Raw genomic sequence first — 21,670 nt, 5'->3', positions numbered from 1 at the left:
CACTCAGTCCACCGCCAATCGCCAACCACCCAATCGACCGCAAACCCGCTCCAACCTTGCTTCTCCACCACCAAACTCCACCGCCTCAACCTGCGTTTCGGCGCTGTGTTTTGCAGCGAGGGGCGAACTATAGGCGGGTTCCTGGAGGTTGGCAACACCTTTGTCGTGACGGGTTGATGACGAGTTCGTGAAGAATCGCCGCCAGCCCCGTCTGCGCCTAGGATTGCGGCCGCAAAGCACGCGCAAACGAGACCCGAGATACCCGAGATGGTTACTCGGGTATTCCCGAGATCACACCGCTACGCCGCACTTACTGGTGCTTGAACGCCGGTGCGCGCTTCTCGATGAAGGCGCGCATGCCCTCTTTCTGGTCTTCCGTGGCGAATGTGGAGTGGAACAGGCGGCGCTCGAGATGCACGCCCTCGCTAAGCGAAGTCTCGTAGGCCGCGTTGATCGACTCTTTGATCATCATGACCGTGGGTAGCGAGAAGGCGGCAATGGTTTCTGCGGCTTGGATGGCTTCGTCGAGCAGCTTGTCGGCGGGGATGACGCGCGAGACCAAGCCGGCGCGCTCGGCTTCTTCCGCGCCCATCATGCGGGCGGTCAAGCAGAGATCCATGGCTTTGGCCTTGGAGACGGCGCGCGGCAGGCGCTGCGTGCCGCCAGCGCCGGGCATGGTGCCAAGCTTGATTTCCGGCTGGCCGAACTTGGCGGTGTCGGCGGCAAGGATGATGTCGCACATCATGGCCAGTTCACAGCCGCCGCCCAGCGCGTAGCCGGCCACCGCGGCAATCACCGGCTTACGGATGCGGCGGATGGTTTCCCAGTTGCGCGTGATGTATTCGCTCTTATAGACGGTGGCGAAGTCGTATTCGGCCATGGCGCCAATATCCGCGCCCGCGGCGAATGCCTTCTCACTGCCGGTGATGACGATGGCACCGATGTTGGCATCGGCATCGAAGGCGAGGAGCGCGGCGCCAAGTTCATCCATAAGCGCATCGTTGAGGGCATTGAGCGCCTTCGGACGATTGAGCGTAATAAGACCGACGCGACCGCGCGTTTCGACCAGAATGTTTTCGTAGGACATAGAAGCTCCAGTTGGAATGGATGTAATATTAGCCGACCAACCGGTCGGTTAATCAATAAACCGATGACCGAGGAGGAGACAAGATGACTAGCCCGACCATTCTGCTCGACTGGCATGAACGCGTGGCAACCATCACGCTGAACCGGCCCGATCAGCTCAACAGCTTTACGGCCGGCATGCACCGGGAACTGCGCGACGCGCTGGACAAGGTGGAGCGCCAGCGGGCCCGCGCGCTGATCCTGACCGGTGCTGGGCGCGGCTTCTGCGCGGGCCAGGATCTCTCCGAACTCAATTTCACGCCCGGTCAGATGACCGACCTGGGTCAGCTCATCGACGAACAATTCAACCCGCTGGTGCGCCGTCTGCGTGCCATGCCCCTGCCAGTGATTGCCGCCGTGAATGGTGTAGCCGCGGGCGCGGGCGCGAACCTGGCGCTGGCGTGCGACATCGTGATGGCCGCCGAGAATGCGTGCTTCCTGCAAGCCTTCGTGAAGATCGGGCTGCTGCCGGATTCGGGCGGGACGTGGTTCCTGCCGCAACGCATCGGTGTGGCGCGAGCGATGGGGCTGGCGATGCTTGGCGAGAAGCTCGACGCCAAGACCGCGCTGGCCTGGGGCCTGATCTGGGGCGTTTATCACGATGCCAAGATTCTGATGACCGAAGTAAATTGCATGGCCGACCACCTGGCCAAGCAGCCGACGCGGGCGCTGGCCGCCATCAAGCGTGCGATGCATGCGGCGCCCACTCAGTCGCTCGACGCCCAGTTGGATCTCGAACGCGACCTGCAGCGCGAACTCGGCAACTCTCATGATTACGCTGAGGGCGTCGACGCGTTCCTCAACAAGCGCGTGGCGCATTTCACCGGCGAATAGAGGAATCTGCATGACCGAGACCACCCTCCACGATGCGCAGGCCCTGGCCGAAGCCGCCTGCAAGAGCATGTTTGACGCCGATGCCTGCACCCGCTGGCTCGGCATGCACGTGGAAGCGGTCAGGCCCGGCTACGCCCGCTTATCCATGACCGTGCGGCCGGAATTCCTGAATGGCCATCGCACGTGTCATGGCGGGCTGATCTTCACGCTGGCCGATTCTGCCTTCGCGTTTGCCTGCAACAGCCACAATCACAACACGGTGGCGGCTGGGTGCAGCGTCGAATTTCTGCGGCCGGCGCATGGCGGCGATGTTCTCGTCGCCGAGGCAACCGAGCAGGTTTTGTCCGGCCGACATGGCGTGTACGACGTTCGTGTCTCCAACCAAGCCGGCGAGGTGGTCGCCATGTTTCGCGGCAAGTCCGCGCAGATTCGCGGCCACGTCATTCCCGTTTCCGACAGCAGCGAGGTCTAGCCTCGCCATCGTTATAAAGATCCGAGATCGCGCCACCACAAGAGGACGCCGCATGACGGCGTCCCGAGGAGACCCGCATGCGCCCCCGCTCGACCGACCTGCCGCTCGATCCGATCGAGACCGCCAGCCGCGACGCCATCCAGGCGTTGCAGCTTGAACGCCTGAAGCGCAGCCTGGCGCATGCGTATGAGAACGTGCCAGCGTACCGGGCCAAATTCGACGCGGCGGGCGTGCATCCGTCGGACTTGCGATCGCTTGCCGATCTGGCGAAGTTTCCGTTCACGACCAAGGCGGATTTGCGCGACAACTATCCGTTCGGCATGTTTGCAGTGCCACAGGATCGGATTGCGCGCATCCACGCGTCGTCGGGCACGACGGGCAAACCCACGGTCGTCGGCTACACGCTGGCGGATATCGATACGTGGGCCGGGTTGGTGGCGCGCTCGATTCGGGCGGCGGGGGCTCGGCGCGGCGACAAGGTCCACGTGAGCTACGGCTACGGCCTTTTCACTGGCGGACTGGGCGCGCATTACGGCGTGGAGCGCGCTGGGCTGACGGCCATCCCGTTCGGCGGTGGGCAGACCGAGCGGCAAGTGCAGTTGATCGTCGATTTTCAGCCGCAGATCATCATGGTCACGCCCAGCTACATGCTGGCAATTGCCGATGAGTTCGAGCGGCAAGGCATGGACCCTGCCGCGTCGAGCCTGCAGATCGGCATCTTCGGCGCCGAGCCATGGACGCCCGAGATGCGCAGCGCCATCGAAGCGCGCATGGGACTTTCAGCGGTCGATATCTACGGCCTGTCAGAGGTGATGGGGCCAGGCGTGGCCAGCGAATGCGCCGAGACCAAGGACGGCCCGACCATCTGGGAAGACCACTTTTATCCGGAGATTATCGATCCGGACACGGGCGAGGTGCTGCCCGACGGCGAATTCGGCGAATTGGTGTTCACGTCGCTGACCAAGGAAGCGATGCCCGTAGTGCGCTATCGAACGCGCGATCTGACGCGTCTATTGCCGGGCACGGCACGTCCGGGCTTCCGTCGCATGGAGAAAATCACCGGCCGCTGCGACGACATGATGATCGTGCGCGGTGTGAACGTGTTCCCATCGCAGATCGAGGAATTGATCCTGAAGCACGCGGCGCTGTCACCGCACTATCAATGCGTGCTCGGCAAGGAAGGGCCGCTGGATACGCTGACGGTGCGGATCGAGGCGGCGCTGGGTGCGCCGGCGGACGCAGCCCAATCGGCGAGCCGTCAGCTGGCGCACGACATCAAGTCGTTGATTGGTGTAACGGCCGCGATCGAGACGCTGGCCAGCGGCGGGATCGAGCGCTCGGTCGGTAAAGCGCGCCGCGTGGTGGACTTGCGGCGCGGTTAGTCCCCCTTCTTAGCGGGCGGCGACGCCGACGCTGCCACCCTTCGGCACGAGCACCCACAGGCGGCCCGCCTGCTTCATGCGCCCGGCCAGATCGCCTGCGGCATCGCCATGGCCGAAGTAATAATCGGCACGCACGGCGCCGCGAATGGCTGAGCCCACGTCCTGCGCAAACACGAGTTTCTGGATGGGATCAGTCGACAGCGGCTTGGTTGTCGACAGGAACACCGGGGAGCCAAGCGGAATGTAAGTCGGGTCTACTGCAATCGAACGCTCGTCGGTAAGGGGTACGCCGAGCTTGCCGATCGGGCCACCCGTGTTGCCAGGCGTCTCTGCAAAGAAAACGTAGCGCGGGTTGATGTTGAGCATCTCCTCGACGCGGCCCGGATTGGCGCGTGCCCAGGCCTTGATGCCCTGCATGGTCGCCTGCACCGGCGTGATTTCACCCATGTCGAGCAACCAGCGGGCGAACGAGCGGAACGGCTGATTATTGGTTCCGCCCACGCCCAGGCGCATGATGCCGCCCTCTTCCAACTGAACCTGGCCCGAGCCCTGGATCTGCAGGAACGCAGCTTCGACCGGGTCGTCCACCCAGACAATCTCTTGGCCCTGGAGCGCCGGACTGCGGATCAATTGCGCGCGGGCCGGCAGCGTCTTGCCGCGCCACGCAGCGGGCATGCGGTACAGCGGTGTCTGATAGGCCCCGTGGCGAGTGCGGGAGCCGCGCAGCAGCGGTTCGTAATAACCGGTGATAAGGCCACTGTCGGTGCCGTCGTCCTTCACGACCCGATACGGCGTGAAGTTGTCTTCAAAGAAAACGCGCATGGCAATCGGGTCACCAGCATCGACCATCAGACCGGCGGAGCACACGCGCGACCATTCGGCGCGGCGCTTCATCGCCTGGCAATTCGATTGCAGTGCGGGCCAGGCGGAGGCGAGGTCATCGGCAGTCCAGCCGGAAACATCAGCCCACGCGGCGGGGGCCAGATGGCCGCCGAGCGTGCCGGTGGGCGCTTGCGGCGTTTCGACGCGCGGCGGCGGTCCACTCGTGCAAGCTGCCAGCATTGCTGCGACCAGGGCCGCGGCCAGGGAACCCATCCGCGCAGCCCATCGGCGGTGCAGGGCGTTGCCGGCTCGTGTCAATGCGTCCAAGGTTGCTGCTGTCATGCGTGTTCCATCCTGTCTAGAACGGGCGCGGGCTTGGCTACAATGCCTCGCACCCGACCTTCCCGCCGTTGACCATGAGCGAATTCTTTGAAAACCATCCAATGATGCTGTTCGGCCTAGAGGCCGGCGTGGCGCTGTTCCTGCTGATCTTCGTCGTGATCTGGACGATGTCGGGCGCCAAGAAGCATCCGCGCCCACTGCGTGCGCCGCCCGAACACCCGTCGCGCCACAGCGACGCTGTCAAGCCTTCGGAATCGACCGCCAGCGCCCCGAAAGATTCGCAAGCGGCCAAATCCGACGCGCCCTGATTCCCGATCAGTGCAGCATGCGCGGCATCACCAGCGCAAATTCGGGGATGGGTGCCTCAAAGCGGTGACCGTCTTCGGCCACGCAGAAGTATTCGCCGCGCATCGTGCCCACGGGTGTCTTGATGGTCGCCCAGCTCGTGTATTCGAATGATTCGCCCGGTGGCAGCAGCGGCTGGTGGCCAACCACGCCCAGGCCGTTCACTTCCTGCACCTGCTCGTCGGCGTCGGTGATCAGCCAGTGGCGGGAAATGAGCTGGCTCGGCACGTCACCGGTGTTGCGAATGGTGATGGTGTAGGCGAAGGCGTAGCTGCCCTGCTCCGGCTCGGATTGCTCCGGCAGATAGCGCGTCCGGACCTGGACGGTGAATTCGTAGCTCGGCATGTCGATCCACAATCAGAATTGGCGCCCATTGTGCGGCATGGCTGTGGCAGCGGCAAGGCGCGGACAGACGGCCGATCCGGCTAAAATAGCGGCCTCCTTTGCGCATCTGCGCGCCTTATCCGTCTCCCATCATGTCCGCAGCCATCGATCCGTCCGGTTTCCGCATCGCCCCGTCCATCCTGTCCGCCGACTTCGCCCGCCTTGGCGAAGAAGTGCGCCGCGTGCTCGAATCGGGCGCCGACTGGATCCATTTCGACGTGATGGACAACCACTATGTGCCGAACCTGACCGTCGGGCCGCTGGTCTGCGAGGCGATCCGCCCGCACGCGCAAAAGGACGGCAAGCGGGTGCCGATCGACGTGCACCTGATGGTCAGCCCGGTCGATCGCATCATCCCGGACTTCGCCAAGGCCGGCGCTGACCTGATCACGTTCCACCCGGAAGCTTCGGAGCACATCGACCGCTCGCTGGCGCTGATCCGCGACAACGGCTGCAAGGCTGGCCTCGTCTTCAACCCGGCCACGCCGCTGCACTACCTCGACCATGTGATGGATCGCCTGGACATGGTGCTGATCATGTCGGTCAACCCGGGCTTTGGCGGCCAATCGTTCATTCCGGAAGCGCTGAACAAGCTGCGCACCGTTCGCCAGAAACTCGATGCATACCAGGACAAGACCGGCCGCAAGATCCTGCTTGAGATCGATGGCGGGGTGAAGGCGGACAACATCGCTGAGATTGCCAAGGCCGGCGCCGACACCTTCGTCGCGGGTTCGGCCGTGTTCGGCAAGCCGGACGCGGATGGCGGCTATCGCGGCACCGTGGGCGCGCTGCGCCAAGCGCTGGCACCCCTGGCATGACGACGGGCGCGCTACCCGCCGGCCCCGTCCGCGCTGTCATCATCGACCTGGACGGGACGATGGTGGACACGGCGGGCGATTTCCACGCCGCCATCAATGCGATGCTGGAGGCCCTTGGCGCCACGCCGGACATGTCGGCCGAGGAAGTCGTCAGCTACGTCGGCAAAGGCTCGGAAAACCTCGTGCGGCGCGTGCTGGATGCGCGCTTGCCACCTGCTCAGGCCAATAGCCGCTTTGCGGAGGGCCTGGAGGCATACCAGCGCGCCTACGTCGCCATCAACGGCCAACACGTGAACGTCTATGAGGGCGTGCGCGAAGGGCTGGCTGCATTGCGCGGCATGGGCGTTCCCCTCGCCTGCGTGACGAACAAGCCACACGACTTCACGCAGCCGCTTCTGGCCCAACTCGGTCTGAACACGTATTTCGACCTTGTGTACCCCGGGGACGCCTTTCAATATCGCAAGCCCGATCCGTACCCCATGCTGCGCGTGGCGGAGGCATTTGGCGTGACACCGGCCGAAATCGTGGCCATTGGCGACTCGGAAAACGACGCCCGCGCGGCCCGTGCTGCCGGCATGCGCGTGCTGGCGGTGCCGTATGGCTACAACCACGGCCAGCCTATACAGGGCGCAGGAGCCGATGCTATAGTCGACACACTTTTTGCGGCAGCTGAGCTGATCCGGCCGTATGCAGAGCCACACAGCCTCGTCTCTGCCGCTTCCAACTGACGATCCATGTTCCTGAATCGCAAACGCGTCGACGCTGGTGGTGACCGGGGGGCCTGGCCCTGGCGGCCCTGGCACGCCCTCGTCCGGGCGTAAGCGTTTGCACGGCTGCTGATCGTTCTTCCTCGGTTTCGGCACTCTGGCGCGTCACGAACGCGCCGCCCAAACCACCCTCGCATCTCCTGCCCCAAACGCTGACCGCCCGCCGGTCTTCCGCTGGCCTGCTATCGGCTGCGGACGGCCCTTGCGGGATCGCACGGTCGCTTTTACGACGTTCGCGCGTTCCCATCCCTGATGTTCTGCTAACGTTCCGACGGCATCATTGACGCTCTTGCGTTTGCCGTGGAGCGAACGCATGCCGATGGGCGCGCAACCGCCCGCCTGGCGAATCGACCTGACCGCTCATGACCGAACTCGAATTCAAATCGCTGGCCGACCAGGGCTACAACCGCATTCCGCTGATTGCCGAGGCATTGGCCGACCTGGAGACGCCGCTGTCGCTGTATCTGAAGCTGGCGCAGTCGCACGACCGCGGCACGCACACGTTCCTGCTGGAATCGGTGGTGGGCGGCGAGCGCTTCGGGCGTTACTCCTTCATCGGCCTGCACGCGCACACGCTGCTGCGCGTCAAGGGCAACCACACCGAAGTGGTGACCGACGGCAAGGTGGTGGAAACGCACGACGGCAACCCGCTGGACTTCATCGCCGCGTTCGAGCGCCGTCAGAAAGTGGCGCTGCGCCCGGGTCTGCCGCGGTTCTGCGGCGGCCTGGCGGGTTACTTCGGCTACGACGCCGTGCGCTTCATCGAGCCCCGCTTGGCTGAAACCGCTCCACCCGACGATCTGCAACTGCCCGACATCCAGCTCATGCTGTGCGAAGAGCTGGCCGTGATCGATAACCTGTCGGGCAAGCTCTACCTCATCGTCTACGCCGATCCGTCCAAGCCCGAGGCCTATTCACGCGCCAAACAGCGCCTGCGCGCGCTGCGCACGAAGCTGCACCAGCCGGTAGATGTGCCGGTGACGTCGCCGTCGGTGCGCACCGACACCATCCGCGAGTTCGACAAGGCGGACTACATCACCGCCGTGCTCAAGGCCAAGGAATACATCGCCGCCGGCGACATGATGCAGGTGCAGATCGGCCAGCGCCTGGTCAAGCCGTTCCGCGACGCGCCGCTGTCGCTGTACCGCGCGCTGCGCTCGCTGAACCCGTCGCCGTACATGTACTTCTACAACTTCGGCGACATGCAGATCGTCGGGGCATCGCCGGAAATCCTGGTGCGCCAGGAAGAGCGTCGTGTGCCGGTTGCTGAAAATAACGGCAACGGCGCCGACGAATCCGCCCGCATCGTCACGATCCGCCCGCTGGCCGGCACGCGCCCGCGCGGCAGCACGCCCGAGCGCGATGCGGAACTCGCCACCGAGCTGCTCAACGATCCGAAGGAAATCGCCGAGCACGTCATGCTGATCGACCTGGCGCGCAACGACATCGGCCGCATTGCCGAGATTGGCTCGGTCAAGGTGACGGACCAGATGGTCATCGAGAAGTATTCGCACGTGCAGCACATCGTGAGCTCGGTCGAAGGCCGGTTGAAGCCCGGCATGACCAACATGGACGTGCTGCGCGCGACCTTCCCGGCGGGCACGCTTTCGGGTGCGCCCAAGGTGCGCGCGATGGAGATCATCGACGAGCTGGAGCCGGTCAAGCGTGGCATCTACGGCGGCGCCGTCGGTTACCTGTCGTTCTCGGGCGAGATGGACCTGGCCATCGCCATCCGCACCGGCATCATCAAGGACGGCAATCTCTACGTGCAGGCCGCCGCCGGCGTGGTGGCCGATTCGGACCCGGATGCCGAATGGAGGGAAACCGAACACAAGGCGCGCGCCGTGCTGCGCGCCGCCGAGCAAGTGCAAGACGGCCTCGACGCCGATTTCTGAGGTCAAGGAGAACACCATGCTGCTGATGCTCGATAACTACGACTCCTTTACCTACAACATCGTCCAATACTTTGGTGAACTCGGCCAGGACGTGCACACGGTCCGCAACGACGAGATCACGATCGAAGAGATCGAAAAGCTGAATCCGGAGCGCATCTGCCTTTCGCCCGGCCCGTGCACGCCGACGGAAGCCGGCATCCTGGTTCCGGCGCTCAAGCACTTTGCGGGGCGCGTGCCCATCCTGGGCGTATGCCTGGGGCATCAGGCCATCGCCGATGCGTTTGGCGGGCGCGTGATCCGCGCGCAGAAGGTGATGCACGGCAAGGTCAGCACCATCGAAAACACCGGCGTGGGCGTGTTCGCCAACCTGCCGAGGCATTTCAAGGTGACGCGCTATCACTCGCTGGCGATCGAGCGCGAAACGCTGCCGGACTGCCTGGAAATCACCGCCTGGACGGAAGACGGCGAAATCATGGGCGTGCGCCACAAGACGCTGCCCGTCGAAGGTGTGCAATTCCACCCGGAATCGATCCTGTCGGAGCACGGCCACGCGCTGCTTGCCAACTTCCTGAAGGAACGCGTCTGATGCGCCGCGCGTGCGCGGTGGCGCTGGCGATGATGGCAAGCCTGCCGGCAATGGCCGGTACGCTGGAAGCCTGCCGCGCCGCCCAGCCCGAAGCCGGCAACGTCGCCCGCTGCGTGCAGGCCGCGCGCAAGTCGGCGCTGGCCGAACTGACCGTTGCTGAATCGGCACGCCGCAACATGCTGCGCGCCCGCATTGCCGACAACCCCGGCACGGACCGTGGCGCCGCCATGGCATTCGACCGCACCGTGCGCGCACACCAACTCTATCGGCAGGCCGAATGCGACCTGCAACGCCGCCTGGCCCGCAATGCGCCCGATGCCGAACTGGCTGAAGCCGCATGCGAGGCCGATCTCTCGCGTGAGCGCATCGGCGCCTTGCGCGACGCCGCACAGCCGGCCACCCCGGCTGCGGCTCCGGCAGCGCCCAACTGAATACGGAACGACCATGTCCATCACTCCGCAAGAAGCGCTCGTCCGCTGTATCGAACATCGGGAAATCTTCCACGACGAAATGCTGCACCTGATGCGGCTCATCATGCGCGGCGAGATGTCGCCCGTCATGGCAGCCGCCCTCACCATGGGGCTGCGCGTCAAAAAAGAAACCATCGGCGAAATCGCGGCCGCTGCCACCGTCATGCGCGAGTTCGCCACCAAGGTCGATGTGCCCGCTGAGGTGTCCGATCACTTTGTCGACATCGTCGGCACGGGCGGCGACGGCGCCAACACGTTCAACATCTCGACCGCCTCGATGTTCGTGGCGGCGGCGGCCGGCGCGCGCATCGCCAAGCATGGCGGGCGTGGCGTCAGCTCCAAGTCGGGCAGCGCCGATGTCCTGGAAGCGCTGGGCGTGAACATCATGCTCACGCCCGAGCAAGTGGCCGAATCCATCGAGACAGCAGGCATCGGTTTCATGTTTGCGCCCAATCACCACCCCGCCATGAAGAACGTCGCCCCCATCCGCAAGGAACTGGGCGTGCGAACGATCTTCAACATCCTCGGGCCTCTGACCAACCCGGCCGGCGCGCCGAACATCCTGATGGGCGTGTTCCACCCGGACTTGGTCGGCATTCAGGTGCGTGTGATGCAGCGCCTGGGCGCAAAGCACGCCGTGGTCGTCTACGGCAAGGACGGCATGGACGAGGTGTCGCTGGGTGCCGCCACGCTCGTCGGGGAACTCAAGGACGGCGTGGTCACCGAATACGAAATCCACCCCGAGGACTACGGCATGCAGATGGTCTCCAACCGCAGCCTGAAAGTGGCCGACGCGGAGGAGTCCAAAGCCATGCTGATCGACGCGCTGGAAAACAAGCCCGGCACCCCGCGCGAAATCGTGTCGCTCAACGCGGGCGCGGCGCTGTACGCGGCCAACATCGCCGGTTCAATCGGTGACGGCATGAAGCTGGCCCGCGAGGCGATCGCCTCGGGCGCAGCGCGTGCCAAGCTCGACGAACTCGTGCGCGTCACCAACCAGTTCAAAGCCTGATATGTCCGACATCCTGCAGAAAATCCTGGCCGTGAAGGCCGAAGAAGTGACCGCCGCGCGCAAGCACCGCGACCTCGCCAGCGTGCGGGCCGAAGCTGAAGCCAACCGCAACGACAGCGCGCTCGGCCCCCGTGGCTTTGCCAAGGCGATGCGCGAAAAGATCGCTGCCGGCAACGCCGCCGTCATCGCCGAAGTGAAAAAGGCTTCGCCGTCCAAGGGCGTGCTGCGCCCGAACTTCAAGCCCGCCGACATCGCCCGCAGCTATGCCGAGCACGGCGCCGCGTGCCTGTCGGTGCTGACCGACGAGCAGTTCTTCCAGGGCCAAGCCGATTACCTGCGCGAAGCCCGCGCCGCCTGCACGCTGCCGGCACTGCGCAAGGACTTCATGGTCGACCTGTACCAGGTGTACGAAGCGCGCTCGTGGGGCGCAGATTGCATCCTGCTGATCGTTGCCGCGCTGGATCAAGGCCTGATGGTCGAACTCGAAGCGTGCGCGCTCGAAATTGGCCTGGACGTGCTGGTGGAAGTGCACGATGGGCGCGAGCTGGACCGCGCGCTGCGTCTGCAAACGCCGCTGGTGGGCGTGAACAACCGCAACCTGCGCACGTTCGAGACCTCGCTCGACACCACGCTCGACCTGCTCAAACACATGCCGGACGATCGCATCGTCGTGACGGAATCCGGCATCCTTACGCCGGACGACGTGCGCAAGATGCGCGCCGCTGCCGTCAACGCGTTCCTCGTCGGTGAAGCCTTCATGCGCGCCGAAGACCCGGGCGCCGAACTCGCCCGCCTGTTTGCCTGATCGATGGCCCGCGAAGTTGAATTGAAGCTGGCCGTGTCGGCCGGCACGCACGACGCGCTGGTCGGCTGGCTGGACGCCCATGCGCAGGCAGCCGGCTCGGTGGAATTGGGAAACGTCTACTACGACACGCCCGACCAGGCGCTGGCACGCAACCGTGCCGCGCTGCGCGTGCGCCGTCAGGGCAGTCAGTGGCTGCAAACGCTGAAGACCGCAGCAGTGAGTACGGCCGGTTTGAGCGCCCGCCACGAATGGGAGGTGCCGCTGCAGAACGATGCGCTGTCCGTCGATGCCTTTGTCGCCAACAACGCCGCCGAGGCCGCTGATTATGTGCGGCCACATGCAGCCGCGCTTGCGCCGCTGTTCCGCACCGACTTCACACGCCGCCTGTGGCATGTGCGTGCCGAGGGCGGCGAGATCGAGATTGCACTGGACGCCGGCGCCATCCTCATCCCCGGCACGCAAGCACGCGAGCCGATCGACGAGCTGGAACTGGAATGGAAGCCGGCCGCCGACAGCACGCTCAGCGAAGACGCAATTGCCGAGCGACTGCATGCCTGGACCGAGACGCTGCGCGCCGCCGTGACCGGACTCACGCCGCTCGACATCAGCAAGGCGCAACGCGGCTACCAGTTGCGCGCGAAAGCCATCGGAGGCCAGACATGACGCGACACGCCAATCCGGCGCAGGCCGCCCTCTTCGATGAGCCTGCGGTCGAAATCACCACCGCCGGAGATTTCATCCCGCTGGCCCGGCAGTTCGACGCCCTGCCCGCAGACTGGAAGACGCTCCTCACGCCGTGTATCGCTCAGACCAATTGGCCGGAGCTGTGTGCCTTTGTCGATGGTGAGCGCGCAGCCGGCAAGCCGGTCTTCCCCACCGACGTTTTTCGCGCGCTGCACCTCACATCGGTAGACGATGTGCGCGTCGTCATCCTCGGTCAGGATCCGTATCACGGCACGGGCACCGTCGATGGCCGCGAGATTCCGCAGGCGCATGGGCTGGCATTCTCGGTGCCCGCAGGCGTGCGCGTGCCGCCAAGCCTGCGCAATATCTACAAGGAAATCGAAGCGGAATTTGGCTGCAAGCTGCCAGGCACCTCCGGCAACCTGGAGGGCTGGGCACAGCAAGGCGTGCTGTTGCTCAACACCGTCCTCACCGTTGAACAAGGTCAGGCCGCTGGCCACGCCAAGCGCGGCTGGGAGCGCATTACTGATTGCCTGCTCGAGCAACTGGCGCGCGTCGGTCACAAGCGCGTGTTCATGCTGTGGGGCAGCCACGCGCAAGCCAAGCGCGCGCTGCTGTCGGATGGGCATCTCGTGCTGGAGGCGCCGCACCCCTCGCCGCTGTCGGCGCATCGGGGGTTCTTGGGATGCGGGCATTTCAAGACGGCCAACGATTGGCTGGCGGCACAGCACCAACCCACAATCGACTGGCTGAAACCACAGGCCGCTTGAGCCGCGCGGGCCATGCGGCCCCATCGACGAGCCCCCGAGCGTCGGCTTTGAGTGTCTGGAAGCCGGGTTCGGCGCTCCAGGACTCAACGTTGAATCTCCGAGACCCGGCCTCGACTCTCCGAGACTCGGCTTCGACTCTCCGAGACTCGGCTTCGACTCTCTGAGACTCAACTTCGACTCTCCGAGGGTCGGCTTCGACTCTCTGAGGCCTGACCCTTTGGCTCTCCGAGGCCCAACGTCGACGCTCCGAAGGTCACCTTTGACTGTCTGAGGCTCGACCTCGACTCTCTGAGGGTCAAATTCGACTTTTTTTCGACTCGAGTTTGAACCTTCGAGATCCGTCGTCGGCCCTCCGAGACTCAACTCTGGCCCTATGAGGCTGACCTTTGACGCTCGGATACTGGATGTCGGCTGTCTGTAGCTGGACGTCGGCTCTCTGAGCCCCGTCGTCGAGGGTCCGGGGCTCAGCGCAGTCGCGGTGGAAGATCGCCGCCCGTGCGAAGCCTTTCAGCCACCGGCCGCGCTAGTCCTTCGAAATACGCAGCGCGCGTCCGAGCGCACCACAGCGCAATGCGATCTTGGCCGTGTCGGCCCGCAGCGCCTGCAGGCGCCGCTCCAGCAAGTGCATCGCCGATAGCGAATCCGATTCTGCTGCCGCATCGACCATGCGGGAACGGGCGGATTTATCGGCGAAATCCGCAGCGCCCAACTCTTGCGTATCGCGCGGACGCACGCCCCACCCGCCTTCATGCACAGCCTGGTCGAAACGCTCCTTGGCGCGCGCGAGGCTTTCGAGCGCGGCTTCGGCGGTCTGTTCGACCAGCGCGCGGGTGTCAGCTTCGTCCAGCTCCTGCGCGCGCTGACGCATCAGGATGCGCACCGCCGCCACATGCGCGGCCACCAAGTAGTTCTGGACGATGAAGCGGTTGAGGTTGTCGACGGCGCGGTGGCGGCTCTTGGGCTCGTCCAGCATGCGCGCGAAGGCGGAGATCAGCCCCGTGAGCGATTCCATGTACTGCTTGCGCTGCACGCGATAGGCGAAATCATCCTTGAGCGTGCCGAGCAGCAGCTCGCGCGCGGCCTCAATAAAGCGCCGGTTCGTGCGCAGCACGTCATCCACCAGCTTGGGCAGGTTGCGATATTCCCAGGCGGGCAACACATAGCTGAACGCGGTCGCGATGGCCGCCCCGATCAGCGTATCGACCAGCCGTTCGCCAATGGCGCCCTTGCTGCCCGGCAGCAGCAGGTTGATCTGGATAAGCACCTGCACGCAGGCGGCAATGGCCGTGTAGCGGTAGCGCACGGTGACGAACGCCGCGCTGGCCGCCGTCGAGAGGTACAGCACGCCCATCAGGATCCACGTCGAATGGGTGAAGCGCAGAATCACCGCCGCGATCACGCAGCCGATGAGCGTACCAAGCACCCGATCGAAGTTCCGCTGGCGCGTCATGCTGAACGTCGGTTTGAGGATCACGACAATGGTCAGCAATACCCAGTAGCCGTGCGACGCATATGGCAGGTGGTCGGCAATCCACAACCCGGCAGCCACCGCCATCGAGATGCGCAACGCAAAGCGCAGCACCGGAGACCGCCAGGTCAGTTCTTCCAGCACCAGGCGCAGTTCGTATTTCTGGCGTGTGAGGAACGGCGTCATGTCCGGACGCAGCAGCACCTGCGACGGCTCGACCTGTGTGTCGGTGGCGGCATGCAACTGCGCCATCAGGCGGATCGCCCCGCGCACCGTGGCCACCGATTCTTCCAGCGCTGCAATGGCTTCGATCGGCACGCCATGGTGGTCGCGTTGGAGTTCGAGCAGCGCTGCCTCAATGGCGGCCATCTCCTTGTCGTACGACATCGGCGTAGGCGATGGCCGATCACGGCCGACGGCATAGGCGACGCCTTCGATGTCCAGGCGCATGCGCTCGATCAGCTCGCGCAGCAGACGCAACACCTCGGCATCGGCCAGCCATTGACGCAGCACGACATAGTCGGTGTTGGAAGACAGCAGGTACTCGTAGATGTCGAGCATCCGCATGTGGACCTGCACGAGGCGCCCGTCGCTGGAGGTGCGGTTATCGCGGAAAACAAAATCGCGCGCCACCTGCTGCTTGTCGGCCACCGAAATCTGCTGGCGCACGAGCGCATTGAACTGCTCGTCGAAATCCTTGGAGGCGTCGTAGAAGCCGGCTTTGCATTCCACGTACACGGCCAGTTCGTACAGGCATTCGGCCAGCACCTGCTCTTTGATGCGCCGCCGCTGGCCCCACGCCACCGCCATCGCAAAGGCCATGTAGCCGATCGCGCCGAGGAAGAACTGCAACGTGTGTTCCACGGCTTCGCGGAAAGCGAATTCTTCGGTAAAGGTGAGCGTCATGACGAACAGCGCCGCAAACTGCAGCGGCATCGTCTTGTTGCCGTACGCCACCATGAGCCCCGCCAGGAAGCTCACCACGACGATCACCACCGGCAGGATCGCGTACGGCGTCACCACCGCCACGAGAAAAGTGACGGCGGTGGTCAGCAGCACGCACGCCATCATCTCGTTGAACTTGTGCCGCAGCGGGCTGGGCAAATCCATGAGGCTGGTGCACAGCGCACCGATCGACACCACCATCGCGCCCTGCAGATCCATCACCAGCAGTGCGAGCAGCGTCAAGCCGATCACGCCCGTGGCAGTACGGATGCCGCGCGAGACGTAATGGCTGTAGAGGAAGGTGCGTGGATCGTGGACGTAATCCATCGGATCAGGCGGCGTGCGTCAGGCCGACTTGCCGCGCGCTACCTTGCGCGCAGCCGCCCGCTTGCCCAGCCACGCCGAGCGCAGCGGCGACGGCTCCGTCGCCAGCGCCAGGGTGAACTGCGGCGTGGCATCGGCGGCGAGTGTCACGTTCAGCGTCATCAGTTCGTCGCGGCGAAACACGTGCACCGGCACGATATCGTCGGCGCGATGGCGCGTGAGCGTCTTGTCGAGCTGACCCGACGGCACACGCAAGCCGTCCACCGCGACGATCAGATCGCCGGCAGACAATCCGGCGCGCTGCGCCGGGCTGCCGTCGAATACCTGCTGCAGCTTGACGAAGCCGTTCTCGGCGGCGGTCTTGACGCCCAGCGCGAGCGCCGTATCGGCGGCCTTGCGCGTGGCGCTAACGCCCATCGCCTTGAAGAGCGCGGGCAGCGGCGGGTCGTCGCGGCCCTCGCTCAACTGGCGCACCAGCGTGCGCAGGCGTACACCGGTGGTTTCTTCCATCAGGCTGATCAGCCCGGCTTCAGTCACGCCGCGCTGCGTGTGCCCGGCGGCATAGAAATCACGGCCGTACGTCACCCACAGGGCACGCATCACGTCGTCGAGCGAACGTTCGCCGTGGGTCTGCGTGCGGATCGTCAAGTCCAGCGCCAGCGCCACCAGGGAGCCCTTGGTGTAGTAGCTGACGATGGCGTTGGGTGCGTTTTCGTCCTGGCGGTAGTACTTCGTCCACGCATCGAACGAGCTTTCGGCCACGCTCTGCTTCAGGCGGCCGGCGCCGCGCAGCACGCCGTTCCACGTCTTGCCGAGCATCTCCAGATACTGCGCTTCAGAGATCAGGCCCGAGCGCACCAGCATCAGGTCATCGTAGTAGCTGGTGAACCCTTCAAACAGCCACAGCAGCGGCGTGTGGACCTCGCGGTCGAGCGCGTACGGCACGAAGGTGGCCGGTTTGATGCGCTTGACGTTCCAGGTGTGGAAATACTCGTGGCTGACAAGGCCAAGGAAGGTGCGATAGCCCTCGGTGGTCTCATCGCGGCCGGTCACGGGCAGGTCGTTGCGCGCGCACATCAATGCGGTGCTGGCACGGTGCTCCAGGCCGCCGTAGCCGTCGGTGGTGACCATCGTCATGAAGACGTAGCGGCGGTTGCTGTCGAGGAACGGCGCCGTGGCAGTGTGCGGCTCGAACAGGCGGATCTGCGCTTCGCAGATGCGCTTGAAGTCGCGGGCGATGCGTTCCAGATCGAGATTCGGCACGCGGCCGGTAAAGACGGCGTCGTGCTGCGCGCCGCAGGCCTCGAACGACACCAGCTCGAACGTGCCCATCTCGACCGGGTGGTCGATCAGTTCGTCGTAATCGGCCGCTTCGTACCAGCCGAAGCCGTAGCGCTTGGCGCCAGCCTTGCCCTGGACGCGGCCAGTGGCTTCGCGCAGCGCGGTGGCCACGCGCCAGCCGCGGTAGGCATCTCCGGCGGGCGGCTGGATGTCGACCAGGCACCGCTGGTCATCCGCGCCTTCCACACGCAGAAATACCGACGTGCCGTTGAAGAAGCCGTGCGTGGCGTCCAGATGCGCGGCGCGCACTGACAAGTCCCACGCATAGACGTCGTATGAAACCGTCAGCGGCCCGCTGCACGGGGCGGCCCACCACGTGTGCTTGTCGACCTTGGTCAGGCGCACCGGCCTGTCAGCCGACGATGCCTCGATCCGCACGATGTTGCGTGCGAACTCGCGGATCATGTAGCTGCCCGGAATCCACGCCGGCAGCGAAAAGCGCTGGCCTTGGCTGTCAGGCGCGTCAACCGTGACGGTGACGGTGAAAACGTGCGCTTCAGGCGCGGCGGGGGCGATGGTGTAGCGGATCGGCTTCATGGCGGACATTGTAGCGTTGCCGTCCCACGCTGCCGAAGGCAAATCGTCCGCAAACCGGCCTGCCAGCCTATCGGTTGACGTCGACCACGACGCGCCCGCGCATCTTGCCGGCCACGATGTCGTGTGCAGCGTCGATGGCCCCTGAGAGCGTCACCTCGCGCGTGATGGCGGCCAGGCGATCGGGCAGCAGATCGGCGGCCAGGCGTTGCCACGCGGTCTGGCGCAACGCACGCGGTGCCATCACGCTATCGATCCCGCACAGCGTTATGCCACGCAGGATGAACGGCGCGACGGTCGCCGGAAAATCCATTCCCTGCGCCAGCCCGCACGCCGTGACGACGCCGCCGTAGCGCACCTGTGCGCAGGCGTTGACCAGCGTGTGCGAGCCCACCGAATCGACCACCGCGGCCCAGCGCTCCTTCTGCAGCGGTTTGCCAGGGGCGGACAGCTCGGCGCGGTCGATCACCTCCGCCGCGCCCAGCGCCTGCAGAAAATCGGCCTCGCTCGTCTTGCCGGTGGACGCCACCACGCGGTAGCCCAGCTTGCCGAGCAGCGCGATGGCGATCGAGCCCACGCCACCCGACGCGCCGGTCACCAGCACCTCGCCGTCGCCTGGTTTCACGCCGGCGCGCTCCAGCGCCAACACCGAGAGCATGGCCGTGTAGCCTGCGGTGCCGATCGCCATGGCCTGGCGCGCATCGAGCCCCGCCGGCAATGCCACCAGCCAATCGCCGGAAAGCCGCGCCTGCTGGGCAAGGCAACCCCAGTGCGTCTCGCCGACGCCCCAGCCGTTGAGCACGACCGAATCGCCCGTCCTCCAGTCCGGGTGCGAGGAATCGAGCACCACGCCCGCCCCGTCGATACCGGCCACCATCGGCCACTTGCGCACCACGGGGCCTTTGCCGGTGATGGCCAGGCCGTCCTTGTAATTGATGGTCGACCAGTCCACGCGGATCAGCACGTCGCCAGCGGTCACATCGTTGGCAAGCGCTTCGGGCGTGGACAACGCCGCGTCATCAAGGTCGACGATGTGGGCCAGCGGCCCGCCATCCTGCTTTTCCAGCATCAGCGCGCGAAACGACATGCCAAGTCTCCGAGGGTGAGGTGAATGCAAGCGCCCAAAGAAAAAGCGCCGGATCTACCGGCGCTTCCTTCGTGCGAATTACGACTTCTTGAGCGCGGCGAACTTGCGCTCCAGCGTGGCCGCGTCGATCAGGCCCGGGGCCCGGGTGCCGTCCGGGAAGATGATGGCCGGCGTGCCGGTCACGTTGAGCTGCTGGCCGAGCTTCAGGTTGGCTTCCAGCGGTGTGTCGCAGGTGCCGGCGCCGCCCGGGGCGGTCTTGGCGGTCATCCAATCACGCCAGGCCTTGGCGCGGTCAGCCGAACACCAGATCTGCTTGGCCTTGGTGTTGGAGTCTTCCGACAGGATCGGGAACAGGAAGGTGTAGACCGTGATGTTGTCGACCTGCGTGAGCATCTGCTCCAGCTTGTGGCAGTACGGGCAGTTCGGATCGGAAAACACGGCGATCTTGCGTGCGCCGTTGCCCTTGACCCATTTCACGGCGCGGTCCAGCGGCAAGTCGGACCACTTCACGCGGTTCAGCTCGGCCAGGCGCTCTTGCGTGAGGTTGGTGGCGGTCTGCGTATCAAGCAGGTCGCCATTGAGCACGTAGCGGCCGGTGGCATCGCTGTAGACGACCTGGCTGCCGAGGTTGATTTCGTACAGGCCAGCCAGCGGCGACTTGGTGACGCTCTTGATTTCCACGTTCGGGCCCAGGGCCTTCTGTACCGTGGCCTTGACCTTGTCCAATGCGGGCTCGGCGGCACCGGCGCTCAATACATAGCCCGCGCCAATGGCTGCCACAGCCACCGCAGAGGCGATGGCCGCCACCCGAATACGAAACGACATAACGACTCCTGGAACCCCGAAAAACCACAAACCCGCTGAGACAGCCTCAGCCGAGTGCGTGCTTGATCAACAAGCGTTTGATAAATGGCGTCATGCCCACCATGCGCATCCCCGCGTTGCGTACCGTGCGGGGCAGCGCGCCCGGCAGGGCGAACAGTTTGTGCAGACCATCGGTAGCGGCCGTGAGCGAAAGCAGGTCTTCGCGGCGGGCGCGCTCATAACGGCGCAGCAACCTCAGATCGCCATGATCGCGCATGGTTTCACGTTCCGCCATCACCCGGCCAATTTCGGCCACATCCCGAAGCCCGAGGTTCATGCCCTGCCCGGCCAGCGGATGGATCACATGCGCAGCGTCGCCCACCAGCGCCACACGCGGCGCGACCGCCCGGCTGGCGTGTTGCAGCACGAGCGGGAAGCCCTGCGCAGGCGTGATGTTCGACAGACGACCAAAGCGTGCGGCGATGGCGCCACCGGCCGCGGCTTCCACGGCGCGGCACAGCGCCTCCGGCGACAGCGCGAGCAGCTCGCGGGCGTGGTCTTCGCTGGCGGACCACACCATTGACATGCGCCGATCGGGCAACGGCAGCATCGCGAGGATCTCGCCGCGCAACGGGGTGGTGTCATCCGGTGCGGCGGCCTGCTCGGCAGATGCACCGAGGAACCATTGCCACGCGGTGTCCTGATGCCAGCGCTCGGCCTGGAAGTTGGCAACCACGCCAAGCTGTCGATACGGCTTCGCTTCGGCCTGGATGCCGGCCTGCTGGCGCACCCACGAATTCTTGCCGTCGGCGCCGATCACGCATTCCGCGCGGATCGTCTGCCCGTCGGCCAGCGTCAGCCGCACGGCATCAGCTTCCATTTCGAAGCCGGTGGCGGCATGCGGGAAGGTCTGCACCGTATGGGCGAAGCGCAGCGCCGTTTCCAGCGCGCGCTCGACGAGCGACGATTCGGCAATCCACGCCAGTTGCGGCGTGCCGGCTGCGTAGGCGGAAAAATGCAGGTCGGGGTGGGCGTGCTCGCCACGTGCGGCAGCGTCGTCGCCAAAGATCCGCATGTCCTGCACAGGCTGCACGCGCGTCATGTCGAGCGCCGGCCAGATGCGCAACTGCTCCAGCAGCGCCTGGGAGCTGGAAGAAAACGCGTAGACACGCGCATCCCAGGCATCCGGCCCAGCGGGCGCGGAGGCTGGGGCGGGCGGTGCGATATGCGCGATGCGCAAGCCGATCTGCGCCAGCCGCAGCGCGCAGGCGCGCCCGACGATGCCGCCGCCCACCACGGCCAAGTGGTAAGGCGCTGCCTCTTTGGGCACAGCCTTGGAAGAGGAAAACGCGGGTGTATTCATGGTGCGCCGATTATAGCGGCGAGGGGTCTTCCAGCCTTGTGGCCGCGCAAATGTGTCACGGCCGACACTTGGCGGTGCCGCACCGCGGCTCGGTGTTTACGCCTACCAGCCCTGCGGCGAGACGCCGGCGCCACACGAACCCATTGCAACGCGCAGCGCATATTTGGCGCGCCAATATGCCGAGTGCGCCGCATATGTGCGAGGCAATTCGCCCGACCGCAAACCCGCGATGTGACGCCGTTTTCACCCGAATTCAGCGACTCAAGCCATCCGTCGGGATGGACGATAAAA

21 protein-coding genes are annotated in these 21,670 nt (G+C 65.2%); 13 read left to right on the top strand and 8 right to left on the bottom strand.

Annotated elements, in window-relative coordinates; all coding sequences use genetic code 11:
* Positions 1 to 310 precede the first annotated feature (310 nt).
* Positions 311 to 1,087, bottom strand: a complete 777-nt coding sequence (locus NKG59_RS23665; RefSeq protein ID WP_253542042.1) for an enoyl-CoA hydratase — start codon at positions 1,085 to 1,087, stop codon at positions 311 to 313.
* A gap of 83 nt (positions 1,088 to 1,170) precedes the next feature.
* Between NKG59_RS23665 and paaG the strand changes: the two genes are divergently transcribed.
* From paaG to paaK, 3 genes are all read left to right on the top strand, one after another.
* Positions 1,171 to 1,959 (top strand): 2-(1,2-epoxy-1,2-dihydrophenyl)acetyl-CoA isomerase PaaG, encoded by a 789-nt coding sequence (gene paaG, locus NKG59_RS23660; protein ID WP_253542038.1) that lies wholly within the window; start codon positions 1,171 to 1,173, stop codon positions 1,957 to 1,959.
* Positions 1,960 to 1,969: 10 nt separating this feature from the next.
* Positions 1,970 to 2,431, top strand: coding sequence for a hydroxyphenylacetyl-CoA thioesterase PaaI (gene paaI, locus NKG59_RS23655; protein ID WP_253542027.1), 462 nt, complete (start codon positions 1,970 to 1,972; stop codon positions 2,429 to 2,431).
* Positions 2,432 to 2,508: 77 nt separating this feature from the next.
* Entirely contained in the window at positions 2,509 to 3,813 is a 1,305-nt protein-coding gene (paaK, locus tag NKG59_RS23650; protein WP_253542024.1) for a phenylacetate--CoA ligase PaaK, read from the top strand.
* Positions 3,814 to 3,822: 9 nt separating this feature from the next.
* Here paaK and mltA read toward each other — a convergent pair whose 3' ends face one another.
* Positions 3,823 to 4,977 (bottom strand): murein transglycosylase A, encoded by a 1,155-nt coding sequence (mltA, locus tag NKG59_RS23645; RefSeq protein WP_253542021.1) that lies wholly within the window; start codon positions 4,975 to 4,977, stop codon positions 3,823 to 3,825.
* Positions 4,978 to 5,051: 74 nt separating this feature from the next.
* Between mltA and NKG59_RS23640 the strand changes: the two genes are divergently transcribed.
* A complete protein-coding gene (locus tag NKG59_RS23640; protein WP_253542018.1) occupies positions 5,052 to 5,285 on the top strand; it encodes a hypothetical protein in 234 nt (77 codons plus the stop codon).
* Positions 5,286 to 5,292: 7 nt separating this feature from the next.
* On the opposite strand, the gene apaG is transcribed toward NKG59_RS23640, so the two are convergent.
* On the bottom strand, positions 5,293 to 5,667 hold the full coding sequence (gene apaG, locus NKG59_RS23635) for a Co2+/Mg2+ efflux protein ApaG (protein ID WP_045203101.1): 375 nt from the start codon (positions 5,665 to 5,667) through the stop codon (positions 5,293 to 5,295).
* 131 nt (positions 5,668 to 5,798) lie between these two features.
* On the opposite strand from apaG, the gene rpe reads away from it, so the two are divergent.
* The 9 genes from rpe to NKG59_RS23590 all read left to right on the top strand — a co-directional run bounded on the left by rpe (position 5,799) and on the right by NKG59_RS23590 (position 13,513).
* Complete coding sequence (gene rpe / locus NKG59_RS23630; protein WP_253542016.1) at positions 5,799 to 6,524, top strand: ribulose-phosphate 3-epimerase; 726 nt, start codon at positions 5,799 to 5,801, stop codon at positions 6,522 to 6,524.
* Positions 6,521 to 7,252 (top strand): phosphoglycolate phosphatase, encoded by a 732-nt coding sequence (locus tag NKG59_RS23625; RefSeq protein WP_253542014.1) that lies wholly within the window; start codon positions 6,521 to 6,523, stop codon positions 7,250 to 7,252. The genes rpe and NKG59_RS23625 overlap by 4 nt, the downstream gene beginning before the upstream one ends.
* Before the next feature lie 401 nt (positions 7,253 to 7,653).
* Complete coding sequence (trpE, locus tag NKG59_RS23620) at positions 7,654 to 9,186, top strand: anthranilate synthase component I (protein ID WP_253542012.1); 1,533 nt, start codon at positions 7,654 to 7,656, stop codon at positions 9,184 to 9,186.
* 16 nt (positions 9,187 to 9,202) lie between these two features.
* Positions 9,203 to 9,772 carry an aminodeoxychorismate/anthranilate synthase component II gene (locus NKG59_RS23615; protein ID WP_045203097.1) on the top strand — a complete coding sequence of 190 codons (570 nt, stop codon included), beginning with the start codon at positions 9,203 to 9,205 and terminating at the stop codon, positions 9,770 to 9,772.
* A complete protein-coding gene (locus NKG59_RS23610; protein WP_253542061.1) occupies positions 9,769 to 10,203 on the top strand; it encodes a lysozyme inhibitor LprI family protein in 435 nt (144 codons plus the stop codon). The genes NKG59_RS23615 and NKG59_RS23610 overlap by 4 nt, the downstream gene beginning before the upstream one ends.
* A 13-nt stretch (positions 10,204 to 10,216) precedes the next feature.
* Positions 10,217 to 11,254 (top strand): anthranilate phosphoribosyltransferase, encoded by a 1,038-nt coding sequence (gene trpD, locus NKG59_RS23605; RefSeq protein ID WP_024977775.1) that lies wholly within the window; start codon positions 10,217 to 10,219, stop codon positions 11,252 to 11,254.
* 1 nt (position 11,255) lies between these two features.
* A complete protein-coding gene (gene trpC, locus NKG59_RS23600) occupies positions 11,256 to 12,059 on the top strand; it encodes an indole-3-glycerol phosphate synthase TrpC (RefSeq protein WP_253542010.1) in 804 nt (267 codons plus the stop codon).
* A 3-nt stretch (positions 12,060 to 12,062) separates the two neighbouring features.
* On the top strand, positions 12,063 to 12,722 hold the full coding sequence (locus tag NKG59_RS23595; protein WP_253542008.1) for a CYTH domain-containing protein: 660 nt from the start codon (positions 12,063 to 12,065) through the stop codon (positions 12,720 to 12,722).
* On the top strand, positions 12,719 to 13,513 hold the full coding sequence (locus NKG59_RS23590) for a uracil-DNA glycosylase (RefSeq protein ID WP_253542006.1): 795 nt from the start codon (positions 12,719 to 12,721) through the stop codon (positions 13,511 to 13,513). Before NKG59_RS23595 ends, NKG59_RS23590 begins: the two co-directional genes overlap by 4 nt.
* A gap of 523 nt (positions 13,514 to 14,036) precedes the next feature.
* Here NKG59_RS23590 and NKG59_RS23585 read toward each other — a convergent pair.
* From NKG59_RS23585 to NKG59_RS23565, 5 genes are all read right to left on the bottom strand, one after another.
* Positions 14,037 to 16,253 carry an FUSC family protein gene (locus NKG59_RS23585; protein ID WP_253542003.1) on the bottom strand — a complete coding sequence of 739 codons (2,217 nt, stop codon included), beginning with the start codon at positions 16,251 to 16,253 and terminating at the stop codon, positions 14,037 to 14,039.
* 18 nt (positions 16,254 to 16,271) lie between these two features.
* Positions 16,272 to 18,128: a M61 family metallopeptidase gene (locus tag NKG59_RS23580; protein WP_253542059.1), complete on the bottom strand. Its 1,857-nt coding sequence runs from the start codon at positions 18,126 to 18,128 to the stop codon at positions 16,272 to 16,274.
* A 67-nt stretch (positions 18,129 to 18,195) separates the two neighbouring features.
* Complete coding sequence (acuI, locus tag NKG59_RS23575) at positions 18,196 to 19,212, bottom strand: acrylyl-CoA reductase (NADPH) (protein WP_253542000.1); 1,017 nt, start codon at positions 19,210 to 19,212, stop codon at positions 18,196 to 18,198.
* Between the two features lie 78 nt (positions 19,213 to 19,290).
* Positions 19,291 to 20,037 carry a DsbC family protein gene (locus NKG59_RS23570; RefSeq protein WP_045203090.1) on the bottom strand — a complete coding sequence of 249 codons (747 nt, stop codon included), beginning with the start codon at positions 20,035 to 20,037 and terminating at the stop codon, positions 19,291 to 19,293.
* 46 nt (positions 20,038 to 20,083) lie between these two features.
* Positions 20,084 to 21,379 (bottom strand): UbiH/UbiF family hydroxylase, encoded by a 1,296-nt coding sequence (locus NKG59_RS23565; protein ID WP_253541998.1) that lies wholly within the window; start codon positions 21,377 to 21,379, stop codon positions 20,084 to 20,086.
* Positions 21,380 to 21,670: the final 291 nt, after the last annotated feature.

The sequence above is a fragment of the Ralstonia chuxiongensis genome (genome assembly GCF_024158925.1).
Classification (GTDB): domain Bacteria; phylum Pseudomonadota; class Gammaproteobacteria; order Burkholderiales; family Burkholderiaceae; genus Ralstonia; species Ralstonia chuxiongensis.
The sequence above is the reverse complement of the archived record's forward strand: the minus strand, read 5'-3'. Positions and strand labels throughout refer to the sequence as shown.